General features: G+C 70.9%; 17 protein-coding genes. 11 read left to right on the forward strand and 6 right to left on the reverse strand.

Annotated features, from left to right (window positions below; genetic code table 11):
* The first annotated feature begins 18 nt into the window (after window positions 1-18).
* The 11 genes from K344_RS0100075 (at window position 19) to K344_RS0100125 (ending at window position 13,392) form a co-directional block, all read left to right on the forward strand.
* Window positions 19-801, forward strand: coding sequence for an enoyl-CoA hydratase/isomerase family protein (locus K344_RS0100075; protein ID WP_028078967.1), 783 nt, complete (start codon window positions 19-21; stop codon window positions 799-801).
* The gene (locus tag K344_RS0100080) at window positions 801-1,883 is read left to right on the forward strand and encodes a phosphotransferase family protein (protein WP_028078968.1); all 1,083 of its coding nucleotides are present in this window, start codon (window positions 801-803) and stop codon (window positions 1,881-1,883) included. Before K344_RS0100075 ends, K344_RS0100080 begins: the two co-directional genes overlap by 1 nt.
* Before the next feature lie 11 nt (window positions 1,884-1,894).
* A complete protein-coding gene (locus K344_RS0100085; RefSeq protein ID WP_028078969.1) occupies window positions 1,895-3,079 on the forward strand; it encodes an acyl-CoA dehydrogenase family protein in 1,185 nt (394 codons plus the stop codon).
* A gap of 1 nt (window position 3,080) precedes the next feature.
* Window positions 3,081-3,863 carry an SDR family NAD(P)-dependent oxidoreductase gene (locus tag K344_RS0100090; RefSeq protein ID WP_028078970.1) on the forward strand — a complete coding sequence of 261 codons (783 nt, stop codon included), beginning with the start codon at window positions 3,081-3,083 and terminating at the stop codon, window positions 3,861-3,863.
* Window positions 3,864-3,893: 30 nt separating this feature from the next.
* Complete coding sequence (locus K344_RS0100095) at window positions 3,894-5,075, forward strand: acetyl-CoA C-acetyltransferase (protein WP_028078971.1); 1,182 nt, start codon at window positions 3,894-3,896, stop codon at window positions 5,073-5,075.
* A gap of 21 nt (window positions 5,076-5,096) precedes the next feature.
* Window positions 5,097-5,876 (forward strand): SDR family NAD(P)-dependent oxidoreductase, encoded by a 780-nt coding sequence (locus tag K344_RS0100100; RefSeq protein ID WP_028078972.1) that lies wholly within the window; start codon window positions 5,097-5,099, stop codon window positions 5,874-5,876.
* A gap of 23 nt (window positions 5,877-5,899) precedes the next feature.
* Window positions 5,900-6,556: a histidine phosphatase family protein gene (locus K344_RS0100105; RefSeq protein ID WP_028078973.1), complete on the forward strand. Its 657-nt coding sequence runs from the start codon at window positions 5,900-5,902 to the stop codon at window positions 6,554-6,556.
* A 204-nt stretch (window positions 6,557-6,760) separates the two neighbouring features.
* On the forward strand, window positions 6,761-7,360 hold the full coding sequence (locus K344_RS0100110; protein ID WP_043113504.1) for a cysteine hydrolase family protein: 600 nt from the start codon (window positions 6,761-6,763) through the stop codon (window positions 7,358-7,360).
* 140 nt (window positions 7,361-7,500) lie between these two features.
* Window positions 7,501-10,614, forward strand: a complete 3,114-nt coding sequence (locus K344_RS22660; RefSeq protein ID WP_051361698.1) for a GAF domain-containing protein — start codon at window positions 7,501-7,503, stop codon at window positions 10,612-10,614.
* 67 nt (window positions 10,615-10,681) lie between these two features.
* Window positions 10,682-11,170 (forward strand): DUF421 domain-containing protein, encoded by a 489-nt coding sequence (locus K344_RS0100120; protein WP_028078975.1) that lies wholly within the window; start codon window positions 10,682-10,684, stop codon window positions 11,168-11,170.
* Between the two features lie 128 nt (window positions 11,171-11,298).
* A complete protein-coding gene (locus K344_RS0100125; protein ID WP_028078976.1) occupies window positions 11,299-13,392 on the forward strand; it encodes a putative bifunctional diguanylate cyclase/phosphodiesterase in 2,094 nt (697 codons plus the stop codon).
* Between the two features lie 10 nt (window positions 13,393-13,402).
* On the opposite strand, the gene K344_RS0100130 is transcribed toward K344_RS0100125, so the two are convergent.
* From K344_RS0100130 to K344_RS0100155, 6 genes are read right to left on the reverse strand one after another with little or no spacing between them, the layout of a single operon-like run.
* Window positions 13,403-14,662: a cation:proton antiporter domain-containing protein gene (locus K344_RS0100130; protein WP_028078977.1), complete on the reverse strand. Its 1,260-nt coding sequence runs from the start codon at window positions 14,660-14,662 to the stop codon at window positions 13,403-13,405.
* Between the two features lie 57 nt (window positions 14,663-14,719).
* Window positions 14,720-14,917: a hypothetical protein gene (locus K344_RS0100135; protein WP_028078978.1), complete on the reverse strand. Its 198-nt coding sequence runs from the start codon at window positions 14,915-14,917 to the stop codon at window positions 14,720-14,722.
* Complete coding sequence (locus K344_RS19345) at window positions 14,910-15,926, reverse strand: cation diffusion facilitator family transporter (RefSeq protein WP_051361699.1); 1,017 nt, start codon at window positions 15,924-15,926, stop codon at window positions 14,910-14,912. Before K344_RS19345 ends, K344_RS0100135 begins: the two co-directional genes overlap by 8 nt.
* Window positions 15,907-16,140 (reverse strand): hypothetical protein, encoded by a 234-nt coding sequence (locus K344_RS0100145; protein WP_028078979.1) that lies wholly within the window; start codon window positions 16,138-16,140, stop codon window positions 15,907-15,909. The genes K344_RS19345 and K344_RS0100145 overlap by 20 nt, the downstream gene beginning before the upstream one ends.
* Window positions 16,133-16,936: a glutathione peroxidase gene (locus K344_RS0100150; RefSeq protein WP_084196853.1), complete on the reverse strand. Its 804-nt coding sequence runs from the start codon at window positions 16,934-16,936 to the stop codon at window positions 16,133-16,135. Before K344_RS0100150 ends, K344_RS0100145 begins: the two co-directional genes overlap by 8 nt.
* Window positions 16,937-16,962: 26 nt before the next feature.
* On the reverse strand, window positions 16,963-17,337 hold the full coding sequence (locus K344_RS0100155) for a CBS domain-containing protein (RefSeq protein WP_028078981.1): 375 nt from the start codon (window positions 17,335-17,337) through the stop codon (window positions 16,963-16,965).
* Between the last annotated feature and the right edge of the window lie 68 nt (window positions 17,338-17,405).

Here is a 17,405-nt window from a genome sequence, read left to right on the forward strand (position 1 = left end):
CAGAGGAGAGAACAGCCAGTGAGCGAAGCAGCCGCAGATGCGCCGGTACTCGTCGATCGCCGTGGCGCCGTCGCCATCGTCACGCTGAACCAGCCGGCCAAGCGCAATGCGCTGAACCGCGAACTGTCGTCCGCCCTCGCCCGCACGCTCGCCGAGCTGCAGGACGACGACGGCCTGCGCGCCCTGGTGCTGAGCGGCGGCGCGCACTTCAGCGCCGGCGGCGATCTCGGCGATCTGGCGATCCCGGCACTCGCGATGCGCCAGGCCATGCGCGTCGGCCAGCGCAACGTGCAGCTGCTCAGCGGCGGCCGTCTGCCGGTCGTCGCCGCCGTGCAGGGCAGCGCCTTCGGCGCCGGCTTTTCGCTGGCGATGGCCTGCGATTTCGTGGTCGTCGATGCCGGCAGCACTTTCGGCGCGGCCTTCGGCCGTGTCGGCCTGACGCCGGACTACGGCCTCATGTGGAGCCTGCCGCAGCGCGTCGGCATCGGCATGACGCGCGAGATCCTGATGTTCTGCGAGCCGATCAAGGGCGAGCGGGCCAAGGCGATCGGCCTCGCCGACCGCCTCGCCGAGCCGGGCCAGGTGCTGGCGACGGCGATCGCGCTGGCCGAAAAGCTGGCGAGCCTGCCGCCGGCGACCGTTGCCACGACCAAGGCCGTGCTGTCGCGTCTGCCGATGTCGCTCGACACCATGCTGGCCTGGGAAGCCGACACACAGGCGCTGCTGGTCGGCACCGAGGATTTCGGCGAAGGCATCAAGGCGTTCGGCGAGCGCCGCGCCGCGACCTTCCGGGGCCTGTGATGAACGCGCCGGACACCGTGCAGCTGCGCAGCGCGGCCGAGACCGTGCCGCAGGACTGGCCGCGCCTGCGTGACTATCTGAACACGCAGGGCCTGTCGCTGCAGATCGATCCGCCGCCGCGCCAGTTCGCCGGCGGCTTCGCCAATCTCAACTATCTGGTGCGGATCGACGATCGCGAAGCCGTGCTGCGCCGGCCGCCGATGGGTCCGCTGCCGCCCGGCGCCTACGACATGGCGCGCGAATCGCGCATCCTCGCCGCGCTGCAGCCGAAGTTCCCTCTCGCACCGCGCGCGCTGCACCTCTGCCAGGACGCCGAGGTGCTCGGCGCGCCGTTCCAGATCACCGAGTTCCGTCGCGGCCTGTCGATCCGCGATCAGCTGCCTGAGGCCTTTCGTGGCAACGCGACGATCGGCGCACAGCTGAGCGCCATGCTCGTCGACGTGCTCGCGCAGTTGCACCGCATCGATCCCGCAGCGGTCGGTCTCGGCGATCTCGGCAAGCCGCAGGGCTTCCTGCAGCGCGCCGTCGAGGGCTGGATCAAGCGCGCCACGCTGGCGACATCCGACTGGGGCATGCCGCGCACCGATGCGCTGATCGGCGATCTCGGCGCGTGGATGCGCGGCAAGCGCGTGCCGGATACCAACATCGTGCTGCTGCACAACGACTACAAGCTCGACAACGTGCTGCTCGACGCGCGAACGCTCGCGCCGGTCGCCGTCGTCGACTGGGACCAGGGCACGCGCGGCGAAGCGCTGTTCGATCTCGCCTCCCTGCTGTCGTGGTGGACGCAGGTCGGCGATCCGCCGGTCATGCACGCCCTGCAGCAGATGCCGACGGCGCAGCCCGGCTTCATGACGCGCCGCGAAGTGGTCGACGCCTACGCCCGCGCGACCGGCTTCGACGTGTCCGACTTCACCTTCCACCGCGTGCTGGCGATGTTCAAGACCGCGGTGATCCTGCAGCAGCTGCACTTGCGCTACCGCTCCGGCGCCACCACCGACCCGCGCTACCGCGCCTTCGCGACGATCGCCGAAGACCTGCTCGCGCTCGCGCTCGACGTTTCCGCCGGCCGCTTCTTCTAGAGACCACCGACATGGACTTCTCGCTCTCTCCCCGACTCGTCGAGCTGCAGCAGCGCACACGCGCCTTCATCGCCGAGCAGGTGATGCCGCTCGAAAACGATCCGCGCCAGGGCCCGCACGGCCCGGACGAAGCGCTGCGTAGCGAACTGGTCGAGCGCGCGCGGCGCGCCGGCCTGCTGACGCCGCATGCGTCGCGCGAACTCGGCGGGCTCGGCCTGCCGCACATCGACAAGGCCATCGTCTTCGAGGAGGCCGGATACTCGCCGCTGGGCCCGGTCGCGCTCAACATCCACGCGCCGGACGAGGGCAACATCCACCTGATGGAAGCGGTCGCGACCGCCGCGCAGAAGGAGCGCTGGCTCAGGCCGCTGATCGACGGCCGCATCCGCTCGTGTTTCGCGATGACCGAGCCGGCGCCCGGCGCCGGCGCCGATCCGTCGATGCTGCAGACGACGGCCGTGCGCGACGGCGACGACTACCTCATCAACGGCACCAAGTGGTTCATCACCGGTGCCGAGGGCGCGAGCTTCGCGATCATCATGGCGAAGATGGAGGACGGCTCGGCAACGATGTTCCTCGCCGACATGGCGCAGCCCGGCATCCGCCTCGAGCGCCTGATGGATTCGCTCGACGCCTGCTTCACCGGCGGTCACGGCGTGCTGCACTTCGAGAACCTGCGCGTGCCGGCCACTGATGTGCTCGGCGAGATCGGCAAGGGTTTTCGCTATGCGCAGATCCGTCTCGCGCCGGCACGGCTGACGCACTGCATGCGCTGGCTCGGCCAGGCGCGGCGCGCGCACGACGTCGCCCTCGGCTATGCGCGCAGGCGCCAGGCTTTCGGCAAGTCGCTCGGTGAACACGAAGGCGTCGGCTTCATGCTGGCCGACAACGAACTCGACCTGCACAGCTCGCGCCTGTCGATCTGGCACACGGCCTGGGTGCTCGATCAGGGCCACAAGGGCAATCTCGAATCGAGCATGAGCAAGGTGCTGGTTTCCGAGGCAACCTGGCGCATCGTCGATCGCTGCGTGCAGGTGCTCGGCGGTCAGGGCGTCACGTCCGAAACCATCGTCATGCGCATCTTCAAGGACCTGCGCGCCTTCCGCATCTACGACGGCCCCAGCGAGGTGCATCGCTGGAGCATCGCCAGGAAGGTCCTCGGCCACAGCGACGCGATTGGCGTTAACAGGCCCTAACATGCGAGCGCACTTTGCCGACCGGCTGTTCGATCTCGACGGGCACGCGGCGCTCGTCACCGGCGCCTCGAGCGGTCTCGGCCGTCACTTCGCGCTGCTGCTGGCGCGGGCCGGCGCCGCGGTCGCGGTCGGCGCACGGCGTGCCGACAAGCTCGCCGCACTGGTCGCCGAGATCGCGGACTTCGGCGGCCGCGCTGTCGCGGTCGGCATGGATGTCGCCTCGCGCGACAGCATCAATGCCGCGCTCGACGCCGCCGCCGCACAGCTCGGCACGCTCGACATCGTCGTCAACAATGCCGGCGTCACCGCCACCAAGCGCGTGCTCGAATACGGCGACGACGACTGGGACGCGGTGATGAACACCAATCTGCGCGGCGCCTGGATCGTCGCGCAGGAAGCGGCGAAGCGCCTCGTCGCCGCGCAGAAGAGCGGCAGCATCATCAACATCAGCTCCATCTACGCCAGCCGCGTATCGCCCGGCGTCGTGCCGTACACGGTCTCGAAGGCCGGCGTGAAGCATCTGACGAAAGTGCTGGCGCTCGAATTCGCGCGCTTCGGCATCCGCGTCAACGCGATCGCGCCCGGCTATATCGCCACCGACCTCAACCGCGATTTCCTCGCCAGCGAAGCCGGCCAGCGCCTGCGCGCGCGCGTGCCGGCGCAGCGCTTCGGCGAGGAACACGAACTCGACGGCGCGCTGCTGCTGCTGGCGTCGAAGGCCGGCGCCTACATCAGCGGCAGCGAGATCGTCGTCGACGGCGCCCATCTCTGCAACACGCTCTGAACCCACGCACCATGCATCACGGAGATTCACATGTCTGAAGCCTATATCGTCGCCGCGACCCGCACCGCCGGCGGTCGCAAGGCCGGTCGCCTGTCCGGCTGGCATCCGGTCGACCTGCTCGGTCAGGTCATCAACGGCCTGGTCGATCGCAGCGGCATCGATCCGGCCGCGGTCGAAGACGTGATCGCCGGCTGCGTCAGCCAGATCGGCGAGCAGTCGACGAACGTCGCGCGCAACGCGGTGCTCGCCTCGAAGCTGCCGGAATCGGTGCCCGGCACCTCGGTCGATCGCCAGTGCGGCTCCTCGCAGCAGGCGCTGCACTTCGCCGCGCAGGCGGTGATGTCCGGCACGATGGACGCGGTCATCGCCTGCGGCGTCGAGAGCATGTCGCGCGTGCCGATGTTCTCGCCATCGGCGCTGCCGCAGAAGGCCGGCATGGGCCATTACCAGAGCCCGACGATCAACGCGCGCTACCACGGCGTCGAGTTCAGCCAGTTCATGGGCGCCGAGATGATGGCGAAGAAGTACGAGCTGTCCAAGGCGCAGCTCGATCAGTACGCCTACGAGACCACGCAGCGCGCCATCGCCGCGACCAGGGCCGGCGCGTTCAAGGACGAGATCCTGCCGCTCGAGGTGCGCCGCTTCGACGGCTCGCAGCAGGCGGGCGAGCTGCACACCGTCGACGAGGGCATCCGCTTCGAGGCGACGCTCGAAGGCATCGCCGGCGTCAAGCTGCTGACCGAGAACGGCCGCCTCACCGCGGCGACCGCGAGCCAGATCTGCGACGGCGCATCGGGCGTGCTGGTCGTCAACGAGAAGGCGCTGAAGGCGCACGGCCTGACGCCGCTGGCGCGCATCCACCACATGACCGTGATCGGCCACGACCCGGTCATCATGCTCGAAGCGCCGATTCCGGCCACGCAGCTGGCGCTGGAGAAGGCCGGCTTGAAGATCGACGACATCGATCTGTTCGAGGTCAACGAGGCCTTCGCGCCGGTGCCGCTGGCCTGGCTCAAGGTCACCGGCGGCGATCCGGCGCGCCTCAACGTCAACGGCGGCGCGATCGCGCTCGGCCATCCGCTCGGCGGCTCCGGCACCAAGCTGATGACCACGCTCGTGTACGCCCTGAAGAATCGCGGCAAACGCTATGGCCTGCAGACGATGTGCGAAGGCGGCGGCCTGGCCAACGTCACCATCGTCGAACGACTCTGATCCAATCTTGAGGAGCAACACATGAAACTCGATGCATCGGTCGCCGCCGTCATCACCGGCGGCGCCTCCGGCCTCGGCGAGGCCACCGCCCGCGCGCTGGCCGCTGCCGGCGTCAAGGTCGGCCTGTTCGATCTGAACGAGGAAAAAGGCGAGGCACTGGCCCGCGAACTGGGCGGCGTGTTCTGCAAGGTCAACGTGACCTCGGATGCCGACGTCGACGCCGGCTTCGCGAAATCGCGCGCGGCCATCGGCCAGGAACGCATCCTCGTCAACTGCGCCGGCATCGGCAACGCGATCAAGACCGCGTCGCGCTCGAAGGAAGGCGAGATCAAGCACTTCCCGCTCGACGCGTTCGACAAGATCATCCAGATCAACCTCGTCGGCACCTTCCGCTGCATCGCCAAGTCGGCGGCCGGCATGCTGACGCTGGCGCCGCTCGAGGACGGCGAGCGCGGCGTGATCATCAACACCGGCTCGGTCGCCGCGCAGGACGGTCAGATCGGTCAGGCGGCGTATTCGGCGTCGAAGGCCGGCGTCGCCGGCATGACGCTGACGATCGCCCGCGACCTGTCCAGCGAGGGCGTGCGCGTCAACACCATCCTGCCCGGCATCTTCGCGACGCCGCTGATGAACGCCGCGCCCGAAAACGTCAAGGCCGCGCTGTCGGCGTCCGTGCCCTTCCCCAAGCGCCTCGGCAACCCGCCGGAGTTCGCTTCGCTGGCGCTGGAGATGTGCCGCAACGGCTACTTCAACGGCGAAGTCGTGCGCCTCGACGGCGCCATCCGCATGCCGCCGCGCTGACGCACACCCGGCCCGCTTCGCACGTGAGCACGCTGACGCTCCTGCGGCACGGACAGGCGGCCTTCGGCGCCGAGCGCTACGACGAACTGTCGGCGCTCGGCGCCGAGCAGGCGCGCGCGACCGGCGCCTTCTTCGCGGCGCGCGGCCTGGCTTTTTCGCGCGTGATCTGCGGCCCGCGTCAGCGCCACCAGCAGACCGCGCGCCTGGCGGTCGGCGGCGCGTTCGAAGTCGATGCGGCGCTGGACGAATTCGCCGAGGGCGAACAGGTCCTGCGCGCAGCGGTCCTGCGCACCGGCCTGGCCGCGTCGGGGCGGCCGGCGATGTCCCGTCACGAACAGCTGCGCCTGTACGCCGAGCAACTCGAGCTGTGGGCGCAGGGCCGGGCGTCCATCGACGGCGTGCTGCCGCCCGACGCCTTCCGCGCCCGCGCTTCGGCCTGGCTTTCGAGCATCACGGCCGCTGAGCAGCCGCGGCAGCATCTGCTCGCGGTGACGTCGGCCGGCGTCATCGCCGCCCTGGTCTGCGAGGCGCTGCGACAAGACGGCGAGGCGCTCGCGCGCTACATGCAGCCGATGCGCAACGCGTCGATCACGACCCTGCTCTTCTCCGGGCCGCGCCTTGCGCTGCAGGATTTCAATGCCAGCCAGCACCTGCCGCTGGCGCTCGTGACGTCGATCTGAGCGCCGCGCACCTTGGCGCGACGGCGCGCCGACGGCCCCGGCGCCTGTGCGGTCGGCGCGCCCCATACGGAGCACGGATCAGGCGCAATTCAGCTGCGTCGCTCTAGTTTCGCGCGCAAAGCCGAGGAGAGGCGTCGCCGGCATGGAAACCGTGGAGCAGACCGCCGCAGCCAGTTGCGCCACGGCCGGGCGCAGGCCGGCCGCATGATGCTGAACGAAATACGCGCGGCGAGCAGCGTGCACCTGTGCATCGACATGCAGCGTGTCTTCGCCGACGACACGCCGTGGCACACGCCCTGGTTCGGCCGCGTGCTGCCGCGCGTCGTCGAACTGAGCCGGGCCTGGGGCGAGCGCACGGTGTTCACGCGCTTCATGCCGCCGCGGCAGCCGCAGCAGCGCCCGGGCCAGTGGCAACGCTACTTCGAACGCTGGCGTTCGCTGACGCTCGAGCAGGCCGATCCCGGCCTGTTCGAGCTGGTGCCGGAGCTGGCGGCGCTGGTGCCGCCGGCCCGCGTGATCGACAAGCGCGCCTATTCGCCGTTCCACGACACGGCGCTGCGCGCCAGCCTGGAACAGGGCCGCGTCGAAACCGTCATCGTCAGCGGCACCGAAACCGACGTCTGCGTGCTCGCCGCCGCGCTCGGCGCCGTCGATTGCGGCTTTCGCGTGGTGATCGCCGAGGACGCCATCTGCAGCTCGAGCGACGCGACGCACGAAGCGATCCTCACGTTCTTCCGCCATCGCCTGCGCGAGCAGGTCGAAGTCGCCGATACCGCCAGCCTCGTCACGCTCGCCGGCCCCTAGCACGCGGCGTCAAACGGCGCGGTCTTGGATTTTGCACGACGCCTGCCGACGAACGGCGGCGGCCGGCGCGGCATTCCGCTGGTTTTTGCGAAGGACGACCGTACACTTCAAGGACTCCGTCCCCCCAAAGTGGAGTACCGATGCAGCAACGAGGGCTGGATCCGCTCGGCACGGCCGGCGCGAATGCGGCTGCGGCGGACGCGCCGTCCGAACTGTTGCGCGAAGTTCGCCAGCTCAGCCGCCTGCACGAGCTGACGCGCCGCCTGCTGGCCGCCGCGACCCTCGATGAAGCCCTGCAGGAAGTGCTCGACGCCTCGATCGAACTGCTCGGCGCCGATTTCGGCGCGGTGCAGCTACTGCAGGCCGACGGCGTGACGCTGAGCATCGCCGTGCAGCGCGGCTTCGCACCCGAATTGCGCGAGCCCGCCGAGCACGCGCGCCGCGCCGATGACGCGAGCGTCTGCGCCGCCGCCGCGCTGCGCACGCACGAGCGCTGCATCGTGCCCGATCTGCGGGCCGCCGCCGTCGACGATGCGCTGCGCCGGTTCGCGGCGCACGTCGGTTTTCGCGCCCTGCAGTCGACGCCGCTGGTCGGCAACGGCGGCCGGCTCTGCGGCGTGCTGTCGACGCACTGGCGCGAGCCGCACAGCCCCGCGGAACCGGAATTGCGTCTGCTCGACCTCTACGCGCAGCAGGCGACCCATTACATCGAGCGCATGCGCGCCACGCAGCGCTTGCAGGCGAGCGAGCGTCGCCACGGCTTCCTCGTCTCGCTGCACGAGGCGACGCAGAACCTCAGCGATCCGGCCGAGATCATGGCCGAGACCGCGCGCCGCCTCGGCGAGCACCTCGGCGCCGACCGCTGCGCCTACGCGCAGGTCGAAGCCGACGAGGATCATTTCGTCATCACCGGCAACTACGGACCGCGCGTGCCGAGCATCGTCGGCCGCTGGGCCCTGTCGCGCTTCGGCGGCGAAGTGCTGCGCCTGATGCGGGCCAAGGCGACCTGCGTGGTGCACGACAGCGCCAACGATCCCCGCACGCGCGGCTTCGCGGCCGCCTACGACGCCACGCAGATCCGCGCCGCCATCTGCACGCCGCTGCACAAGGCCGGACGTCTGGTCGCCTGCATGGCCGTGCACCAGGCCACGGCGCGGCAATGGACGGCCGACGACGTCGAACTGCTGGAGATCGTCGCCGCGCACTGCTGGGACGTGCTCGAGCGCGCCCGCGCGCTGCAGCAGCTGGCCGAGAGCGAAGCGCGCTTCCGCGAAATGGCCGACACCTCGCCGGTGCTGATCTGGCTCAGCGGCGCCGACAAGACCGCGACCTGGTTCAACCGGCCCTGGCTCGATTTCGTCGGCCTCTCGCTGGCCGCCATGCTGGACGGCGGCTGGAGCGGCAGCATCCATCCCGACGATCTCGGCCGCGCGCGACTGATCTACGGCAGCGCGTTCGACGCGCGCCAGCCGTTCTCGATGGAATACCGCCTGCGCCGCCACGACGGCAGCTATCGCTGGGTGCTCGATACCGGCGTGCCGCGCTACGGCAGCGGCGCGGTGTTCGCAGGCTACATCGGCTCCTGCATCGACATCACCGAGCGCAAGCTCGCCGAGCGGCGCCTGTCGCGCCGCGCCGCCGAGCAGAGCGCGCTCTACCGCTACACGGATCGCCTGCAGCGCGCCGAGACGCTGGACGAGATCTGCGATGCCGCGCTCGACGCGATCGGCGAAGCGCTGCGCTGCGATCGTTGCGCGATCCTGCTCATGCGCAAAGGCCGCATGCGCTTCGTCGCCTGGCGCGGCCTGTCGGAGCGCTACCGCACCGCGGTCGACGGTCACTCGCCCTGGGACGCCGACACCCGCGATCCGCTGCCGATCTGCATCGACGATGTCGCCGCCTCGGCACTGCCCGAGACGCTGAAAGCGACGATCGCCGGCGAAGGCATCGGCGCGCTGGCCTTCTTCCCGCTGCAGATCGACGCGCAGCTGATCGGCAAGTTCATGATCTACTTCGACGGGCGCCATGCGTTCAGCGAGCGGCAGACCGAGCTGGCGATGACCCTGGCGCGCCAGCTCGGCTTCGCCATCGACCGGCAGATGACGGAGGAGGAACAGCGCAAGGCCGAGCTTGCCCTGTTCGAAGCCAATCGCCGCAAGGACGAATTCCTGGCGATGCTCGCGCACGAGCTGCGCAATCCGCTGGCGCCGATCCGCAACTCCCTGGCGCTGCTGGCGCGCGAGGGCGGCGACCCGAGTGTGTTCAGCCATGCGCGCGACATCCTCGACCGCCAGACCCGCCATCTGGTGCGCCTGGTCGACGACCTGCTCGACGTCTCGCGCATCACCCAGAACAAGCTCGAACTGCGCCGCGAGCGCATCGATCTGGCCGACGCGATCGCCAGCGCCATCGAGACCTGCACGCCGGCGATCGACGAGGCCGGCCACCGCCTGCATCTCGATCTGCCGGACGAGCCGCTGCCGGTCGACGCCGATCCGGTGCGCCTGGCGCAGGTCTTCGCCAACCTGCTGAACAATGCCGCCAAGTACAGCGAACGCGGCGGCGACATCACGGTCAGCGCACGCCGCGACGGCGATAGCGTGAGCGTCAGCGTGCGCGACACCGGCGTCGGCATTCCGCCCGAGCTGCTGTCGCGCATCTTCGACATGTTCGTGCAGGGCGACCATTCGCTCGAACGCGCGCGCGGCGGTCTCGGCATCGGCCTGACGCTGGTGCAGCGCCTCGTGCAGATGCACGGCGGCAGCGTCACCGTGCACAGCGCCGGCGCGCAGCGCGGCAGCACCTTCAGCGTGCGCATGCCGCTGGCCAGCACGCCGATCACCATCGCCGCCGCCGGCACCGGCGCCGGCCGGCACAGGGCCGCCGGCCACGCGCAGCAGCTGCGCGTGCTGATCGCCGACGACAACGAGGACGCCGCCAGCAGCCTCGCGGAGATTCTCGAACTGGGCGGCCACGAAACGCGCATCGCCCACGACGGGCAGGCGGCCGTCGAACTGGCGGAGGCGTTCCGGCCCGACGTCGCCCTGCTCGATCTGGGCATGCCGCGACTCAACGGCTACGACGCCGCGCGCCGCATCCGCGCCCGGCAGCCGGGCGTGCGCCTGATCGCGCTCACCGGCTGGAGCCATGCGCAGGATCGCGCGCGCAGCCACGACGCCGGCTTCGACCATCACCTGGTCAAGCCGGTCGACCTCGGCGTGCTGCAGGACGTGCTCGGCGCGACACCGCACTGAACCGCGCTTCAGCCGCACTTCACCTTGTGCCCGGCCTACTGGCGCTCCGCCTCTTCCGGAGCCTGCCATGACCGACATCCTGCTGCGCCTGTTCGGCGAAGGTCGCGATCTGGACGCGCTGCAGATGGGCGCGCGCGCCGTCGTCGTCTTCATCCTCGTGCTGGTCATGGTGCGCGTCGCCGGGCGCCGTTCCTTCGGCCGCCGCACGTCGTTCGATCATGTCGTCGCCATCCTGCTCGGCGCCATCGTCAGCCGCGCCATCGTCGGCGTGTCGCCGTTCGTGCCCACCATCGTCGCCGCCTTCGTGCTCGTGCTCCTGCATCGCGCGCTCGCCTGGCTCAACGTCGTGCAGCCGGGACTCGACGCCCTGCTCAATGGCCGCGACCGCGTGCTCTTCGAGAATGGCCGCTGGCACGAGCGCGAGCTGCGCCGCGCCCTGATCCATCGCGAGGATGTGCTCGAAGGCGTGCGCCTGGCCGGCGAGTCCACGCTCGATGCCTTCCGCGAGGTGCGCCTGGAGCGCAGCGGTCGCCTGAGCCTGCAGAAGCGGCGCTGAGCGCCGGGCTGGGCACGCGGCCTGCTGCCGCCGTCCTCGCCGCTGGTCCGGCCGCGCTTGCACGGGCCGCGGCGCGCGTGCCACAACAACGCGCAGCACGGACGGCCAGGCATGCATGGAGGCGGCCGATGGACAAGTTCTTGCAGGACGCGGTGCGCGGTGCGCAGGCCGGCGCCTGGGAGTACCTGCGCGCCGACGATCAGGCGACGCACACGCCGTGGCGCTTCCGCCCGAGCAGCGAGTTGAAGGCCCTGATCGGCTTTGCCGATGCCGAGCTCGACGAGGCGCCCGAGCCATGGATGACGCGCGTGCATGCCGAGGACCTCGCCACGTTCCGCCGCGCCCTCGGCCACTGCTTCCACGGCCTGAGCGAGCGTCTCGACGTGATCTTCCGCGTCCTGCATCGCGACGGCGGCTGGCGCACCGTGCGCGCCTCGGGCGCGGTGGAACGCGACGACGACGGCCGCGCGCGCCGGCTCTGCGGCCTGACCTGGGACGTCAGCCACTACGTCGCCGCCCACCGGCGGGCCGGCATGATCACGCGCGCCTTCGACTCGGCGGTCGGCGGTCTTGCCATCTGCGACAGCGCTTTCAAGGTCCTCGAAGCGAACCGCGCCATGCACCAGGTCGCCGGCTGGCCGGACGGCGAGATCTGCAATCGCCCGCTCGACGACGTGATGTTCGGCGCGACCGGCCAGACCTTGCCCGAAGCGGCGGCCGCCGCCGTGCAGCGCAAGGGCCTGTGGATCGGCCGGGTCGAAGCCGTGCGCCGCGACCGCAACACCTATCCCGCCGAAATCCGCCTCAGCGCGATCCGCGGTGACGACGGCGCGATCAGCCACTACGTGGCCCTGGTCTTCGACCTGCAGACCATGCGCCCGCCACCGGCCGAGGCGGCGGCGGCACGCGCGCCGGCGCAGCACGGCAGCGGCCAGCTGCTGCCGATACTGGAGCTGGCGATCAAGGAGGCGGTCGGCATGCGCACCGGCCTGGTCGTGCTGCTGCTCGGCATCGACAGCCTCACGTCGATGATCGAGGCGTATGGGCGGCAGCGCGTCGATGCGATTCTCGACGCCTGCGCCGACCGCCTGCGCGAGGCGCTCGACGACATCGTCGTGGCGTCGCGCAGCGAGCGCGACCGCTTCGTCGTGGTGATCGCCGACGTCATGGAGGAGCGCGTCATCGAACAGGCCTTCGCGCGCCTGCTGCACGCGCTGGCCGGCGTCACCGTCGACGGCCGGCCCTACCATCTCACCGCCAGCGCCGGCGCCGCGGTGTTCCCGCTCGACGGCTCGCGCGGCGAGGTGCTGCTGCAGCGCGCCGAAGGCGCGCTCGAGGAGGCGCAGCGCCGCGGGCGCAGCGCCGGCCGCCTCGAGCTGTACCGGCCGCAGTTCAGCGACCACGCCTCGGACCGCGTGCATCTCGAGTCGAACCTGCGCCGGGCGATGAAGACCGGCGCCTTCGAATGCCATCTGCAGCCGAAGGTGCGCCTCGAGGACGGCCGCTGGGTCGGCGCCGAGGCGCTGATGCGCTGGCGCATCGGCGATACCTGGATCGCGCCGAGCCGCTTCATCCCGATCGCCGAGCAGAGCGGGCTGATCAAGGACATCGGCCGCTGGGTGCTGTGGGAGGCGGCGGCGCACATCGCCAGCTGGCGGCGCGACGCGCTGATCGGCGAGGACTTCCGCGTCGCCGTCAATCTCGCCGGCGCGCAGCTCGACCACGAGCTGATGCGCACCGTGCGCGCCGTGCTCAGCTACAACCAGCTGCCGAGCGAGGCACTGATGCTGGAGCTGACCGAGACCATCATCGTCAACGACCCCGAACGCGCGCGCAAGCTGCTCGAGGAACTGCGCCGCATCGGCGTGCGCATCTCGGTCGACGATTTCGGCACCGGCTACACCTCGATGAGCCAGCTGCAGACGCTGCCGGTCGACGAGCTGAAGATCGACCGCTCGTTCGTGCGCGGCCTGCCGGGCGACGACGCGTCGTGCGCGATCGTGCGCTCGGTCGCCACGCTCGCCCAGGGCCTGAAGCTCGATGCCGTCGCCGAAGGCGTGGAGACCGAGACGCAGCGCGCCGCCCTGCTCAAGCTCGGCTATCGCTATGGCCAGGGCTTCCTGTTCGCCAAGGCCATGCCGCCGCTCGATTTCGAGCGCGAGCTGCGCGCGCAGCGGCAGTCGCGCAGCGACGGCGCGCCTTCGCGCGGCCGGCGCGGCTGAGGGCGCGCCGTCAGCGGCGGCCGCGCGCCGCGCGCCGCTCGTCGCCGACCAGCACGCGGCTCAGCGGCGTCGCCGTCGTGCCGTGCAGCAGCAGCGAAACCAGGGCGACGAGACTGACCGCCGGCCACAGCCGGGGCAGATCGAGACGGCCGCCCCACTGCAGCGCGTAGAACACCGCGGCGATGCCGATCGGCCCGAACCAGCCGGCGAACAGGCGATCGCGCCGCGTCGCCAGCGACGGCAGCCAGCGGCCGAGCAGCAGCCAGGCGAGCGGGCGGCGTACAAAGATCAGCAGCAGCGCGAACAGCACGCCGCGCGCGCCGAACTCGCGCCACTGCGCCCACGGCAGCAGGGCGCCGAAGAAGACGAAGAACGGCAGCTCGAAGAAGCGGCTGATCGCCTGGTGGAAGCGGTCGTGGCGCTCCTGCTCGTTGTCGCGCAGCGCCTCGTTGAGCCAGGCGCCGGCCACGAAACAGGCGAGGATGCCGTCGGTGCCGAGCAGGCGGCAGGCCGTCATGGTCGCCACGGCGAGCGCCAGCGCCAGGGTCACCAGCGAGGTCATCTCGGCTTCACGGTGATGGCTGGCCCACTGCAGGAGGCGGCCGCTCAGATAGCCGGTGAAGGTGCCGACCACAAGCGCGACGGCGATCTCGTGCGCGACCGTCTGCCACCACATCGTCCAGGCCGCGTCGGCATCGCCGCCATGCGTCAGCAGCGCCGCCGGCACCAGCAGCAGCGGCAAGGCGAAGCCGTCGTTGGCGCCGGATTCGGCGCTGATCGTGTTGCGCAGGCGCTCCGGCACGACGCGCGAGGCGAAGCGGCCGTTGATGATCGACGCGGCCAGCACCGGATCGGTCGGCGCCAGCGCGGCGGCGAGCAGCAGGGCCGGCAGCGCCTGCCACTGCAGCAGCAGCATGGCGAGCCCGGCGCCGATCAGCCACACCAGCAGCATGCCGGGCAGCAGGATCAGCGCCAGCTCGCGCCAGCAGCGCCGCAGATAGCCGCTCGGCAGGCGCAGCGCCGCGCCGACCACGGCGATCGCCAGCGCGAAGCGCGCCGCTTCGACGGTGGCGCCGCCGCTGGCCGGACGGCGCGTGGTCTCGTCGAGCCAGCCGAAACCGAGCGGCCCGGTCAGCATGCCGACGATCACGCACAGCATCGGTTCGGACAGCCACAGGCGGTTGTTGACCACGCCGCTCGCGGCGCCGAGGAACAGCAGCACCAGCGAGACGATCAAGGCCGCGAGATAGAACTCGCCGGCGCCGCTCATCGCCGCGGCCCCAAGCCGCTGCCGCCGCCGCCCGCGTGATGACCGGCACGCATCGCGTCAGTCGTTCGAGGCGCGATTGCGCGCGACGTCGGCTTCGATGAAGCGCACCGCCTCCGCCAGGCCCTGCTCGCTCGCGCAGCGCAGCGCGCCCCCGATCATGCGCCGCAGGTTCTGCGGCGGCCGCGACTGCGAGAAGGCGGCCTGCAGGGCGCGATCGAGGCGTGCCGCGCTGTCGTCCTGGTGATCGTCACGCATGAGTGTTGCCTCCTTGATCGTCGCCGCCGAGGCGGGCGTCGTGGCGCGCGCGCCAGACCTCGGGCCGCTGCGGCTTGACGAACAGCATGAGCACTTCCGGGTGATGCTCGCGCACGCGCGACTCGATGTGGTCGACGCAGGCCTCGATGTCCGGCGTGCGCAGCGTGTCGTGGAATTCGGCGCTGAGCGCGCCGACCACCTGCTCGGGGCCGAGCTGCGTCGTCAGCACGCCATTGACGCGCACGATGCCCGGTGTCTGCGCGGCGATGCGGCGCAGCGCTTCGTCGAGCTGCGGATGCGCGGCCTCGCCGACCAGCAGGCCCTTGCTCTCGCGCGCCAGGAACAGCGCCGTGGCGCCGAGCAAGGCACCGATGCACAGCGAGGCGAGGCCGTCGAACACCGGCATCGCCAGCGCGTGCGAGAGCGCCACGCCGGCCAGCGCCAGCAGCAGGCCGAGCAGCGCCGCGCTGTCCTCGAACAGCACGGTGAAGGTGCTCGGGTCCTTGCTGTCGCGCACCGCCTGCAGATAGCCGAAGCGGCCCTTGGCGCGACGGAACTCGCGCAGCGCGAACCACCACGACACGGCCTCGAACACGAACGAGATCGCCAGCACTGCGTAGGCGGCGCGCGCATCGGCCAGCGGCTGCGGATGGCGCAGCTGCGAGATGCCTTCGTAGACCGACACGCCGGCGCCGAGCGCGAAGATCAGCAGGGCGACGATGAAAGTCCAGAAATACAGCTCGCGCGCGTGGCCGAGCGGATGCAGGCGGTCCGGCGGCTGCCGCGCGCGGCGCATGCCGTACAGCAGGAGCAGTTCGTTGCCGGTGTCGACCAGCGAGTGCACGCCTTCGCTGAGCATCGCCGAACTGCCGGAAAGGCCGGCGGCGACGAACTTGGTGAGGGCGATCGCCAGGTTGCCGGCGAGCGCCGCGTAGACCACCGGCTTGGCGCCGCCCGGCGCGGCGCGCGCCGACGCGCGCGTCGCCGGCTCAGTGGCCGCGCGGTTCATTCTTGTTGACGCCGCGCAGATTCAGCGCGGCGAGGCAGAACTGCAGGACGATCAGCGCATAGGCGTGGTCGTGCCAGCCCCAGACCACCCACAGCACATTGCTCAGCAGGTAGATCCAGAAACCGGCGCGGCGACGGCCCTTGTGCTGCGCGGCGACGAGCCAGGCGCCGGCGACGGTCGCCGCCATCGCGAGCCACTGCACGCCATCAAGCATCGGTGCCGGGCTCCGGCCCGCGCCGCCGCAGCCACCCGGCAAGTTCCTCGCTGCCGCCGATGCGCTCGCCGTCGGCGAATACCTGCGGCGCCGTCGGACGGACGCCGAGCGCGCCGAGCACGCGGGCCCGCTTCGCATCCGGCAGTTCGATGTTCTCGTAGCGCAGGCCGGCGCCGTCGAGCGCGCGGCGCGCGGCCGCGCAGTACGGACAACCCGGCTTGGCGAAGACCACGATGCGCGGCGGCCGCGGCGCCTGCGGCGCCAGGCAGCCGAGCATGGTGTCGGCGTCGGACACCTCGTAGGGATCGCCGTCGGCGTCGCGCTCGGCGAACAGGCGCTCGACGACACCGTCGCGCACCAGCATCGAATAGCGCCGCGAGCGGCGGCCGAGGCCCAGCGCGCGGGCGTCGAGCAGCATGCCCATGGCCGACGTGAACTCGCCGTTGCCGTCGGACAGCAGCTGCACTTCGCGCACGCCCTGATTGCGGCCCCATTCGTCCATGACGAACGGATCGTTGACGGAGACACAGAACACGGCGTCGACGCCGTGCCGCCGCATCAGCGGCGCCAGCTCCTCGTAGCGCGGCAGGTGCTGCGACGAGCAGGTCGGCGTGAATGCGCCGGGCAGCGCGAACACGACGACGCGGCGCCCGGCGAACAGCGCCGTGCTGCGCACGGCCTGCCAGTGCCCGTCGCGGCGCACGCGCAGCGCGCAGTCGGGAATGCGCCCGGGTACCGGCGGCCGCGCAGCCGCCACGCCGCCCGTCCGCCCGCCTGCCTGGTCGACGTCCGTCATGCCGGTCACGGGCCGCGGCGCCGCGCTCAGGCCGCGCTGCGCGGACGGATATCCTCGATCGACACCACACCGACCAGGCGCTTGTCGCGATTGACCACCGGCAGGCGACGGACCAGCAGCTGGTCCATGTTGCGCGCCACGTGCTCGCAGTCCTCGTCCTCGTAGCAATACTTCGGTTCGTTGCTGGCGATCGACTCGAGCCGCGTGCGGTTCGGATCGCGATTGTCGGCAAGCACACGGGCGACGATGTCGCGGTCGGTGACGATGCCGATGATGCGATCGTCGCGCGTGACCGGCACGAAGCCGATGTCGTGGGCGGCAAGACACTGCGCCGCCTGCAGCGCCGTGGCGTCGGCGGCGAGCGTCTGCACGTCGCGGCTCATCACTTCGGAAACTTTCATGGCGAATCTCCATCTGGCTGAGGTTGGCTCGGAAGCACAAGCCCGTGCGCCGGGACGGCGCCGGGTGT

The organism is Solimonas soli DSM 21787, assembly GCF_000474945.1.
GTDB lineage: Bacteria > Pseudomonadota > Gammaproteobacteria > Nevskiales > Nevskiaceae > Solimonas > Solimonas soli.